Genomic DNA, 12,650 nt, shown 5'->3' with positions numbered 1-12,650 from the left:
GGCCAGAAGTTCGACCCTTCCAAAGCGTTCGGGCCCACCCACGACACACCTCCGACACGCTCAGCGGCTTGACCACTAATCGCATCGGAGGTCTTGCATTCTGGCCGTTAACTTCCCGGATGGCCCGGAATGGCGACAGGCCCTTTGTCTTTCGCCGAGGCTTTGATCAGCCAGGACCCGAGTGCATGACATGTCCATGAGAGTTCCCATCAGAATGTCAGTGGGTGATTCCCGCTTCGGTGTCAGTGGCGCGGCTGTGTCGATCGGTGTGGATTCGGCGCTCCCGCAGCTCGGTTCGTGATCCAATGCCGGCGTTCTGACGGACGGGTGGCGGGAGGTCGGCGGGTGGCAGACGTGACCGCGCGGGCGCTGCGCCGGGCCGCTGCGGACCGGCTGATGGATCTGGATCAGCCCGCGTTGACCTTCGTCGCGTTCGTCGCGGAGTTGCCGGCGTGGGTGGACTGGTGGAACCGCGAGCACGTCATCGACGAAGCGGAAATACCGACCGAAAGGGTTTTTTGATTGTGAGAGAACCGAATTCGGAGCAAGATCTTTAAGCCGGTTTTGTCCGACTCGAGGTTTTCTGACTCACACTTGGTGTGCCCAAACTTGCAATTGCGCGGATATGAATGCAAGGAGCACGGTCGTGCAGAACAAGAACCTGCAGAAGATCTACAGCGACAAGACCTACGTATGGACCACGATGGTCCAGCATGCCGGGATGGTGGTCGCCTTCGCGGTGGGCTTCGACCTCAAGATCTACTACAGCGTGCTGAGCCTGGATCAGGCCGACCGGGCGAAGGGGGCGCTGGACGCCGCCGCCTGGAACGATGAACCCGGGGTGCTGCCGTTCCCGGGCGAGATCGTCGAGGTGGGCGCGGAATCGCGTGCCTCGCTGGCGATTCCGGCGGTGAAGAAGCGCGGCGGGGCCGAGGTGACGGTCGCGGAGACACTGGTCGCAGGGGAGGGTGACCCGTTTCTGTCGACGACGGCGCGCTTGACCTCGCCGTGGCCGATTCAGGTGCTGTCCGATGGGCGCTACATCCTGATGTTCCGGCAGTCGATACCCGCCGGCGACCCGAACTCGCTGTATGTGCGTGAGGGTGGCGGTCTTTCGGGGGATCCGGCGCGTACCGATTACCAGCTGGTCGGCGGGCAGAAGGTCGCGCAGGTGGACAATTCGCTGCTGTGCGATCGGTTCGTGCTGGTCGGTTCGGAGTTGAAACCGGTGGTGGAGGTGCGCTATCAGCGCAGCCGCAGCCGGATCACCCCTGCCTCCGGGGGCGATACGCTCGGCAGTCGCGATATGGAGGGGAAGCTGTTCTACGAACCGACCCTTCAGCTGTCGTTCGTCGGACGGCTCGAGAAGGGGATGTTCTCGGCATTGTTGCTGCCGACGGCGGTGAGCGGGCTGTCCCGCTGGCAGATCTTCACCTCCGCCGCCGATTACATCTACAGCTACAACCTCGAGCAGGGCACCGACGGCCTGTTCAATGTCAAAGGCACACAGCTGTATACGAGCCCGGACCCCAAATACGCCGGATCGGTGCTGGAACGCGCGCCGGGCATCGACTTCAATACCGGGCGGCCGCTGGTGCCGGTGGTGCCGGGACCGGGTGAACAGGGCGGTGCTGCACTGCGTTTCGAGGGGGCCGCGAGCGGACCGGTGATCGCGGGCAATGCCATGCTGGACGTACCGGCGGGGCCGTACACCATGGAGGCGTGGATCAAACCCGGCGGGCCCGACGGGCTCATCATGGGACGCACCGACAAGACGAACTTCGCCACGCCGGTGCTGCTGCGGATGGCCGGGGGCAATCTGATCTACGGCCACGGCACCGACTCCCTCGTCCACACCACACCGCTGCCGCTGGACACCTGGTCGCATGTGGCGGCGGTGTTCGACGGCACGTCGATGCGGTTGTTCCTCAACGGAATTCAGGTGCAGACGCGCGACACGACCGCGACCGTGGCGGTGACCGGGCAACTCATGGTGGGCAAACGGCTCGCGACCGGCACGGTGCAGCCACTCCCTTTCACCGGCGTGATCGACGAAGTACGGATCTGGACCCTGGCCCGCACCGACTTCTCCACGCGCGCACAGCGATTGCTCGGCAACGAGCCGGGCCTGTTCGCCTACCTCCCCTTCGACGAGGGTGCCGGTAACACGCTGCGCGACGCCGGCCCCCATCACTTCCCGGCCAGCCGCGGCCCGAGCCCGGTGTGGGTGGATTCGGATGCGCCGCTGTACGACGGTCCGGGAATGTCACTGCGGTTGTTCGCACTCGCCGGACGCACGGTGAAATCGGGCCTGGCGGCGACGATGTACCACCAGCAGCAGCCGATGGTGACGGGGTACGCGATCACACCGTCACTCGAAAAACGCAGGGCACGAGTGCTTTTGGCGTTCGCCACGGGCGGGCTGCCCCCGCAGGGTGAACCGGACGGACGCTCGTATCTGGCCGTCCTCGACTTCGGGGTGTCGCCGCAGGGACGGCTGGCCACGGCACCGGGCTTGATGGACCCGACCTGGATCGGTAAACCCGACCCCACCGCCGACCTGGAACGATTGCGCCAAGCCGAGGCCCTGGTCACCACCGCGCGCGGGCAATTGGCCATCGACCAGGGGAAGGCCGCTCTCCTCGGGACGTACACGCAGCTGCTGGAAGAGACCAACGGCAAGATGTACGGCGGGGTCTGGGGCTCGACCGTCAACGATCGCAGCAAGATCCTCGGCCCGGCCGGGGATTGGGCGCGCGGTGAGATGACGAGACTGCTGGCCGTGGCGGCCCGCTGGGAGGGCTTGAAGGCGGACTCGGCGGCAGCGGCCGACCGGGTCGGCGTCGACTCGGTGGTACTGACGTTGGCGCAGGCCAACCTGGCGGGGCTCAGCGGCGGGATGCAGGGGGCGGCGGAGGCGGTGCTCGCGATGCCGACCATCGGTATCGACCGGTCCGGGCTGAGCGTGCTGGGCGCGCTGCTCAGCTTCGCCTGGACCGACGAGAAACCATTCCTGCTGGACAGTTCCACCGGTGAGGTCGCGCTGTACTTCCGTGGCGGGAGTAACCAATTCTTCTCCGTCTACTACGACACCACCGTCGCCCCGGCGGTCAAACAGATCCCGGTCGCGGACGGGACACTGCGCCTGACCGGCCGTGACCCGTCGATCGCGATCGGCCTGTTCACCGCGACCGTCAGCGCGGTCAATGCCGGAACGTGCACGGTGACCCTGACCCGGGGCGAGGTGACCGAGACCTTCACCGCAGTGCCCACCCGGGCTGATCTGCTCGCGAAGGTGCTCAATGGCGCGCTGCCGGGCACCGAGGTGGGAACCGTGGTGTCGATCAAGGATACGACCGTCATGCTCGCCGCGCCGCTGGCCAATCGGCTGGTCGCCGGATCGGCCGTGACCGTCGGTGAGCAGAGCCGGACCGTGGCCGACGCGCCGGCCGGTTCCACCCAGCTCACCCTCACCACCGGTGGTCTCACCGCCCCCGCCGGTGCCAAAGTCCGTGCGGTGGCCTACGACTACTCGCTGGCCTCGAGCAGTGTGGCCGGGGCGCTGCTCACGCGTGGGTCGCAGCTCGTTCGCGCCGACGCCGGAACCGCCATCGCCGACGTTCCGGCGTGCGCGGCCGAGACGCTCAGCGATCCGCTGCCGCCGTGCTGGCGCGGCAACGCGCCGGGCCGCGCGTTCTCCTTCGACGGCACCCAGTATCTGCAACCCGCCGACCTGGGGAAACTGGCCGGACTCGCCGCGACCGGGGACCTGACCCTCGAGGCGTGGGCCTACCCGACCTTCGTCGGCAATTACGCGCGGATCCTGCACGCGGAACTGGCCGATACCCGCTATTCGCTCGGAGTGGCGGCGGCACCGCAGGCATCGGGCCAGCCCGGCTATGTGATTCTCGGTGAGGTCAACGACCAGCGGGTGTTCGGCACCGAAGTCTTCCCGCTCTCGGAATGGGCGCAACTGTCGATGTCGTTCCGGCAGGACTGGGCGATGGGCATGGACGGCAGCGGATATCTGGACGCGGGTGGACCCGCGGGCCTCGATATCGTGGACGACCTCACCCTCGAGGTGTCCGTGCGGCTGAACTCCGCGACCGGATCCGTGCAAGGGCTGATCGGCAAGGGGGCGATCGACGCCGGTGACCATCAGGCGGTGCCCTACAGCCTGTACATCGACACCAACGGGCAGCTCGCGTTCAGTTTCGAGGCCGGTTCCGGCGGTTCCGGGGAACAGAAGATCTTCCGTTCCGGGGTCGCCCTGGCCCCCGGCGCATTCCATTTAGTGGCTGTGACCAGGAGAAACCCCACCGCGCCCGGCGGCAAGGTGGAGATCCGCATGTACGTGGACTCCCAGACACCGGTCGCGGTGCACAGCTACAACGGATCCAAACCGATCGGCAACGACTCCCCGGTCGAACTCGGCCGGGTCCGCACCGGCAAACAGACCCAGGGCCTCAACGGCGTCCTGTCCGAGGTGCGGATCTGGAATATCGCCCGCAACGACAACCAGATCGGCGTGCCCGTCACCGAGAAGGTCTCGGGCCTGGCCGCGTGGTGGAACTTCCCCGAAGCCACCGGCAACCAGACCGCGGACCGGTGCGGTTCCTACCCGGCCACGCTCCATGCGGTCTCCCGCGTTCGGACCCCCAGTTTCTTCGCCAATCAATTCACCCTGTACCGCAACGGGATTCCCACCCCCGCCACGATGGGCAGGCGTACCGATTCCGCGCCGGGCCTGCCCTTCAGCATGATCGGCGGCCGATGGGCGGGCGCGAACGTCGTGGACATGTTCACCGGGGATCTCGACGAGGTCCGCGTGTGGCGAACCGCGCGCACCCAGGAACAGATCCTGGACAATATGTTCGCCCGCGTGCACGGGGACCGCGAGGACCTGATCGCCTACTACCCCTTCGATATCGACGACACCGCGGCCGGCGCGATGGTGCGTGATCGTGGGCTGGGCGGCAACGATCTGACCCAATCCTCGCCCGCCCCGGCCATCCGGCTGTCCACCGCGCCGATCTCCACCGATGCCGCGCAGGTCCGGTCCGCACTGACCGGCATCTCGACCCCGTTCCAGGTGAGCATCCACGGTTCCCCCGCCGCCACCGAATACGGCGATGTGCAGCAGACCATGTACGGCACCATCTTCGGCGTGATGAAACGCGCGTACAGCTACCTGCAGAACGGGCAGTGGGTGCTGACCACCGGATACAAGATCGGTGAACTGACCACGAACTGGGTCGGCCAGGTCCAATTCGATCCGCAGCTGATCGGCTACATCGAGGGTGCGCCGCCGGTCCCGTCGGAGAACCTCATCGCCGGCACCGCGGGTGATTACGCGAGCGCGTCCTCGGTCACGTTCGTGCAAGCCGACAATGTCGTGAACGCCTTGTCCTCCACCAAGACCCACAGCGTCGACGCCTCGGTGAAAGCCAAGTTCGACGTCTCGGTCAAGGACGAGACCTTCACCATCGCCGCTCCCCTGGGTGTGGGTATCGCCAAACCCGCGGGCTCGTTGAGCTTCGGCCATGGGGCCAGCGCCGAGTTCAAATATGCCAACGGCTGGGCCTGGGAAACGCGAGTGTCGCAGGGCACCAACACCACTCGCAGCAGCAAGGTGGAGCTCACCGGCGGCTGGGAGGATCCCGCGAACCTGGTCAACGCCAACGTCGGGCGGCGGTGGGTGCCCGCCAATACCGGTTTCGCCGTCGTCCAGTCCGACACCGCCGACCTCTATGCGCTGCGCCTGGCCCACAGTGGTGCGCTGGTCGCCTACCGGGTGCTGCCCAGCAGTGACATTCCCCGCGACTGGAACCTCATTCCGTTCCCGATCAACCCGCGCTACACCAAGCAGGGCACCTTGGACGGCATCATCGGCTATGCCCCCATCGGATCCGGAACCGATCTGGCTCCCTTCGCCGACCCCAATTTCCCCAATGCCGCCAACGGAATGCGCGGTGAATTCAGTTACTACCGGCCGGGGGAGGCGTACCGGATCAAGCGCCGGATCCAACGCGAGCAGCAACAGCTGCAGAGTTTCTACGATTCGGTCTCCACCGAGACCCACGTCCCCGATCCCACCCACGGCCAGGCCGCCAAGGTGCTCAACGGGATGATGGGCGGCACCGGCGCGGAGGTCAGTCCGAAGGACGATCCGGAGAAGGGCCGGGCGGCCACCCGCAGCGCGTCCCGCCGCAACATCATCAACACCTATGTGTGGACCGCGGCGGGCGGGTTCTTCGCCGAGACCACCGGCACCACCGACCAGGTCACCGAGACCACCACCGGCTCCTACTCCATCACCGCCAGTCTCGGCGGTAGCTTCTCGATGGGGTTCGAGATCTTCGGGGCCGGAGCCACATTCGCGCTGGAAGCCTCCGTCGGCACCGGCTACAGCATCACCCGCACCAAATCCAAGGACGCCACCCGCACCTTCAGCCTGGATGTGGCCTGCGCGCCCGGCCGCCAACTCCAGCAGTTCCAGGGTGATACCCCGCTCTTCGACGCGGCCGGCCGGCCGGCGCTGGTCCCGGGCCGGGTCGATGCCTACCGGTTCATGAGCTTCTATCTCGACACCACGACCGACAACTTCGAGGACTTCTACGGCAAGGTGATCGATCCCGAATGGCTCGATCGTGGCACCGATCCCAACGCCCTCGCGCTGCGGGCCGCCCGCCAATCCACCCGCAAACCCCCGTGCTGGCGCATCATGCACCGGGTCACCTTCGTCAGCCGGGTGCTGCCGACCACGCCCCCGGCCCGCGCCTCGCTGACCCAGGCCATGACCCTGCAACAGATCCCCAGCACGTTCGCGCTGATCAAACGCCTCGAGCCGTTCCTGGGCACCGCCACCGCCAATGGCGCCGAGTTGGCCACCAAGACAAGGGATGTCATCACTACCCGTTTTCCCGTGTTCATCCCCTACATCAACGAGATCACCGCACTGCTGACCGGCTACTACCAATCGACCATGACCGGAATCACCTTCGCACCGCCCATTCCCGTTCCCCCGTCACCGATTCCGGCACGAGCGCAGTTCGTGGCCGGGCACGTCGACAAGCTCCTCGACGTGGGCGGCGCGACTCTCGCCAACGGGGCGCAGGTGGACATCGCGGCCTCGGCGAATGCCGACCAGCAGAAGTTCACCCTGATCCCCCTGGACAACGGCTATTACGCCATCATCGCCAAACACAGCGGCAAGGCGATCACCGTCGCGGGCACGTTCGAGAGCGCCCCGGCGCAGCAATCGGACTGGATCGCCGCCGACAACCAGAAATTCCGCTTCGAACCGAAGGGCAACGGCTACGGAATCATCGACATGAACACCGGTAAGGCACTGACCGTCTACAGCGGAATATATGATGACGGCACCCCCGTCCAGGTCTGGGAGTGGGGCGGCGCGGCCCACCAGACCTGGCAGATCCGTCCCCTGACCGACACCACCTGGTAGCCCCCCGCACCGTGTCTTCGTCCATGCCGGGCAGGACGTGCTGGTAGGTCTTCACGGTGAAGGCGACGTCGGCCGCAGCGCCGACCTCAGCTTCGGCGCGTGGGCGGCCAGCAGCTCCACGGTCTCTTCGACGTAGCGCCATGCGGTCGTCGTCGAGATCGCGAAGCCCGCGGCGAGGTCGGCGTAGGTTTCGGCCTTGCGCAGGTAGGCCAGGACAAGCAGGGCTTGACGGCCGGGGTCGAGCTTGCGCCATACCGACCCGATCCCGGTTCGGTGGCGGCGGATCACGTCGGCGACCCAGGTGAGGGTCTGGCGTGACAACGGCAGTGCGGCACGGTAGAACAACAACAGAAGCCCTTGGTATGCAGTCGTTTTCGTCGACAACTGCCCTACCAGGGGCTTCGTCACATCCAGCGGCGACACACCGCAACCAACTCCGCTGCCCGACAAGGCCATTCACACTGGATGAAAAGGGCTCAGTGCGTCGCCACTCATATCGAACGAATTCCCAGGGCGAGCACGTCGAGGAACGCCTGCGGCTCGGAGTCAGGGTCGGCCAGGGGCGCTCAACCGCACCGCCGTGTCGTAGAGCGAATGGGCGTGCAGTTCGAACAGTGCGACGAGATCAACACTGTCGCCGCCGATCTCCTTGGCGATGAACAGCCCGTCCGCGGCGGCCATCGCATACGTGGTCAACAAGGCCACGGACTCATCCGGCAACTCGGGGACCACCTCACGAAGCGTGGCGGCGACCTGCCGGCACGCCTGTTCCCGGACCTGCAGGAACATTCGGCGGGCACTCGCTTCGACCGGCCTGCGCTCAAGGGTGAGCATCAGGCCCAGTCGCAGAAAGTCCGGCGAATCCAGCAGCGCCTTGCCGATCAGCGTGGCCAGGGCCGAGAAGCGCTCGCGCGGGCCGTCGCCCTCGGGCAGGACCCATAGCGCCAGCCAGGTGCCGAAGCTGCGCTCGATGACCGCGGCGATCAACTCGTCCTTGTCCTTGAAATGCCAGTAGATCGAGCTGGCGGGCAGGCCACTCTTCTTGCTCACCAACGCGATGCTCGTGCCGTCGTACCCGCGTTCGACGGCCACTTCCACGGCTGCATCGAGGATGCGGCGCCGGGATTCCTCGCCATTGGCACGCCGCTTGCGCGATGTCCTCTGCTCGTCCACAGACTTCCCCTCCGGTCGACAAAGTGTGGGTTGACTCACACGTGACATTCACCTTACCGTAGTGATCACTACAGGAACAGTCTTGGTTGCGGCGACACGTCCGCCGACTGATACCTATCCCCACTCGATGAGAGGTCCGAAGTGGCCGATATCCCGCATTACGACGTCGCCGTCATCGGTTACGGCCCCACCGGTGTGACCGCCGCTAACCTGCTCGGCCAGATGGGCCTGAAAGTTGTTGTCGTCGAACGCACTTCGGACATCTACCGCAGAGCGCGGGCGATCTCGACCGACGAGGAGGTGCTGCGGATCTGGCAGCAGACAGGCCTGGCCGAAGGCCTTCAGGCAGACATGCTCGCCGGTGGCACCGCAACCTTCGTCGACGCGCACAGTAAGCCCTTCTTCGAGCTAACGCCGGTCTCGCACGGCTCGGGTCACCCGCCGCAACAGTTCATCTACCAACCCGCGCTCAAGAAGGTCCTGCGCGCCGGAGTGGAGCGGTTCCCAAACGTGGATGTGCGGCTCGAGCACGAGTGCCTCCGCGTGCTGCAGGACGCCTACGGGGTCGAACTCATGCTCGCCGATCTGAGTGCGGACGCATTCGCGCGTGTTCGCGCGTCCTATGTGATCGCCGCAGACGGCGGCTCGAGCCCGACCCGGGCTCAGCTGGGGATCGGCTACCAGGGCAGGACCTACGCCGAGCGGTGGGTGGTCATCGACACCGAGGTCCTGCAGGAATGGCCCGGCCATGACCGGTTGCGATTCCACTGCAACCCGGCCCGACCCACCGTCGACTGCCCAACTCCGCTGGGCCATCACCGGTGGGAATTTCCGGTCCGTGACGACGAGGACGAGAGCGAACTGATCACCGATGGCGCGATCTGGCGGGTGCTGAACGACCAGGGCATCGACGACACGCAGGTGAAGATCCTGCGGGCGACCGTATACAGCCACCACGTGCGTTTCGCCGATCGCTGGCGGGTGGGCCGGGTCTTCCTCGCCGGCGACGCCGCCCACGCCATGCCACCGTGGATCGGCCAAGGCATGTCCGCCGGCGTGCGCGATGTGGCGAACCTGTGCTGGAAACTAGGCGCTGTGCTCGACGGCGGGCTTCCGGAGTCGATTCTCGAAACCTACCAGACCGAACGCCTGCCGCATGTGCGGGAAGTAACCGACCGCGCCGTCAAGGTCGGGCGCCTCATCACCCAGCACCACCCCGCACTGGCGGCACTGCGCGACCGGTTCTTCCGCATCGCGATGCGGGTACCAGGTGTCCCCGAATGGCTGCGCGATCACCGGTGGATTCCCGACGCCTTCCACCCGCACGGCTTGCTCGCCACACCGACGGCGATCAAATCCACAGCGGCGGGCTGGCTCATCCCGCAACCATGGGTGCTCGACGCCAAAGGCAACCGCGAACGCCTCGATGACGTACTCGGTGCCCGATGGACCATCCTGCACCTCGGCACGGCCGACTCCTGGCCCGGCTGGCGCAACGCTGGCGTGCCGGCAGTGCGCCTGGCCCCGCCCGGAAGTACCCCGGCCTCCGGCACCGTCGTCGACCTCGACGCGACGCTTCTGCGGTGGATGCGCGCCAAGGGCGCCACCGTGCTGGCCCTGCGCCCCGACAGCGTCGTCTACGCCACGGCAGGCCCCCACACCAACCTGGCCCCGCCCCCGCCCGGCCTGACTGCCCGCCCCGATCTTCTGTCACGAAACGGAGTACTCGCATGACCCGCACGGCACTGACCGAACGCACCGTGAGCGTCGGTGGCACCGACATCTTCGTCACCGAAACCGGTGCGGGACCAGCGGTAGTCTTGCTGCACGGCGGCGGTCCCGGCGCCTCGGGGATGTCGAACTACGCACGGAACATCGACGCCCTCGCCGCACACTTCCGCGTGATCGTGCCGGACCTGCCTGGCTACGGGCGCTCCAGCAAGGGCGTGGACCGGTCCGACCCGTTCGGCTATCTCGCCGACAACATCCGCGGACTGCTCGACCGCCTCGATCTCGACCACGCCCATCTGATCGGCAACTCCTACGGAGGGGCCTGCGCGCTGCGCCTGGCCCTGGACACCCCCGACCGGGTGGCGAAGATGATCCTCATGGGCCCCGGCGGCATCGGCACCACCCGGGCACCGCTCACCCCCGGGCTGCGATCGCTGATGTCGTACTACACCGGTGCCGGCCCCTCGCGTGACAAGCTCGAAACCTTCATCCGCACCTACCTCGTCTTCGACGGCACCGAGATCCCCGCCGACGTGATCGACGACCGTTACCGCTCGAGCATCGACCCGGCCGTGCTGGCCGATCCGCCGCTGCGCCGCCCCTCCGGACCGTCCGCGCTGCGCACCCTGTGGCGGATGGACTTCACCCGCGACCGGCGCCTGCGCACCCTGCCAACGCCGACCCTGGTGATCTGGGGTGCGGACGACAAGGTCAACCGCCCCAGCGGCGGACACCTGCTGGCAAAAACCATGCCCCACTGCGACCTGCTGCTCACCGCGAACACCGGGCACTGGGTGCAGTGGGAGCGCGCCGACTTCTTCAACGCCGTCACCACCGCCTTCGTCACCGGGAGCACACGATGAACCCTCCCGATTCCCTGTTCGGATCCGTGCATCTCGGTTATGTCGTCATCGAAACCAACCGGTTCGACGACTGGCACCGCTTCGGACGTGACGCCATCGGCCTGCACGCCGATCGACTTTCCCACCACGCCATGCGATTCCGGCTCGACGACCACGAAAGCCGGTTCCTGCTGCAGCGTGGTGACGCCGAGGACGTCACCGCCCTCGGCTGGCACATCGACGACCACCAATCCTTCGACCGGATCGTTGCTCGCGTGCGCGACCGCGGTGTCCCCGTCACCGAGGGCACCGACGAGGAAACCGCCCTGCGCGGCGTCGAACGCCTCCTGCGTTTCCCCGGCCCCAAAGGAATCGACCAGGAGATCTTCACCCGCGCCCGCACCACCAGCGCGCCCCTCGAGATGAGCAACACCGGATTCGTCACCGGCGCTTCAGGGATAGGGCACGTCGCGGTCACCACCACCCAGCCGCACAAGCTGCGCGGCTACTACGACACCGTCTTCGATGCCCGACTGTCGGACTACATCGACGAAACCATCAACGGCGCCAAGATCAAGATCCGCTTCCTGCGCGTCAACGAACGCCACCACTCGGTCGCCATCGCCGCCGTACGCGGAATGCCTGTCGACCCAGTCCGCACCCGCATCCAACACCTCAACATCCAAGTCGCCGAACTCGACGACATGACCCGCTCCTACCAGCGCGTCAAAGAACTCGGCTTCGATATGGCCCTGAGCGTCGGCCAGCACACCAACGACCGCGAACTGTCCTACTACGCGACCACACCGTCGGGCTTCGAATGGGAAGTCGGCTGGAACCCCATCGTCGTCGACGAATCCACCTGGGAACCGACCACCCACCGCGGCATCAGTATCTGGGGCCACACCCCCGAAGGCCAGACCATCATCGACAAACTCACCCAATTCAAAACAGCCGCATGGTCACTACGCCACCGCGAAGAAACCGTCCCCGCCCTCAGCGGAGCCGGCATCGCCGACGACTGACCTGATTCAACGGACCGGGAACAACGGAGTAACGCCGATCCCCGGAGCAACGTCATGTGTACATCACCGGTGCCTATTTGAGCTACATCCACGCGCGAATGATCCACCAGGCAAGAGGCCACTCAACTGCTCGGCGCGGTGGACCTGATTCCGGCAAGCAGACCTGATTCAGAATCTAAAACCAGCCCAAGCCTATTCATCACGTGACGCAGCTCCTGCGCCGAGATTTACACGGACAAAGTGGCTCCGGGTCGCTCGCGCAACACCAACCCTCGGCGGATCAGTCCATTGCTATCTAGCCCGAAGAATAGCCATCTTTGGTTGCGTCCAATAGCGTGGTGTAGCAGCAGCATTGGATGCTGAGCTTGTCGCAATCCCCGGACAGCAGGGTGGCCACCGCGTGATCCTTCAGAA

Annotated in this window: 6 protein-coding genes and 1 pseudogene; 5 read left to right on the top strand and 2 right to left on the bottom strand. The window is 66.1% G+C overall.

Annotation, left to right across the window (positions count from 1 at the left end; genetic code table 11):
* Window positions 1–345 precede the first annotated feature (345 nt).
* Entirely contained in the window at window positions 346–522 is a 177-nt protein-coding gene (locus ACIRRA_RS44315) for a hypothetical protein (RefSeq protein WP_402781614.1), read from the top strand.
* Window positions 523–646: 124 nt separating this feature from the next.
* On the top strand, window positions 647–7,465 hold the full coding sequence (locus ACIRRA_RS44310; RefSeq protein WP_402781611.1) for a LamG-like jellyroll fold domain-containing protein: 6,819 nt from the start codon (window positions 647–649) through the stop codon (window positions 7,463–7,465).
* Between the two features lie 72 nt (window positions 7,466–7,537).
* Here ACIRRA_RS44310 and ACIRRA_RS44305 read toward each other — a convergent pair.
* Together ACIRRA_RS44305 and ACIRRA_RS44300 are read right to left on the bottom strand one after the other, a co-directional pair.
* Window positions 7,538–7,813 (bottom strand): annotated as a pseudogene (locus tag ACIRRA_RS44305) (transposase family protein); the annotation flags it as partial.
* A 198-nt stretch (window positions 7,814–8,011) separates the two neighbouring features.
* Window positions 8,012–8,686 (bottom strand): TetR/AcrR family transcriptional regulator, encoded by a 675-nt coding sequence (locus ACIRRA_RS44300; RefSeq protein WP_402781608.1) that lies wholly within the window; start codon window positions 8,684–8,686, stop codon window positions 8,012–8,014.
* Window positions 8,687–8,779: 93 nt separating this feature from the next.
* Between ACIRRA_RS44300 and ACIRRA_RS44295 the strand changes: the two genes are divergently transcribed.
* Genes ACIRRA_RS44295 through ACIRRA_RS44285 form a run of 3 tightly spaced genes read left to right on the top strand, consistent with a single transcriptional unit; the run spans window position 8,780 to window position 12,236 of the window.
* Window positions 8,780–10,372, top strand: coding sequence for a bifunctional 3-(3-hydroxy-phenyl)propionate/3-hydroxycinnamic acid hydroxylase (locus tag ACIRRA_RS44295; RefSeq protein ID WP_402781605.1), 1,593 nt, complete (start codon window positions 8,780–8,782; stop codon window positions 10,370–10,372).
* The gene (locus ACIRRA_RS44290) at window positions 10,369–11,232 is read left to right on the top strand and encodes an alpha/beta fold hydrolase (protein ID WP_402781602.1); all 864 of its coding nucleotides are present in this window, start codon (window positions 10,369–10,371) and stop codon (window positions 11,230–11,232) included. Before ACIRRA_RS44295 ends, ACIRRA_RS44290 begins: the two co-directional genes overlap by 4 nt.
* A complete protein-coding gene (locus tag ACIRRA_RS44285) occupies window positions 11,229–12,236 on the top strand; it encodes a VOC family protein (protein ID WP_402781599.1) in 1,008 nt (335 codons plus the stop codon). The genes ACIRRA_RS44290 and ACIRRA_RS44285 overlap by 4 nt, the downstream gene beginning before the upstream one ends.
* Window positions 12,237–12,650: the final 414 nt, after the last annotated feature.

The sequence above is a fragment of the Nocardia sp. NPDC101769 genome (assembly GCF_044766925.1).
Taxonomy (GTDB): Bacteria; Actinomycetota; Actinomycetes; order Mycobacteriales; family Mycobacteriaceae; genus Nocardia.
Note: the sequence above shows the minus strand (reverse complement) of the source record. Positions and strands in the feature narration are given on the sequence as shown.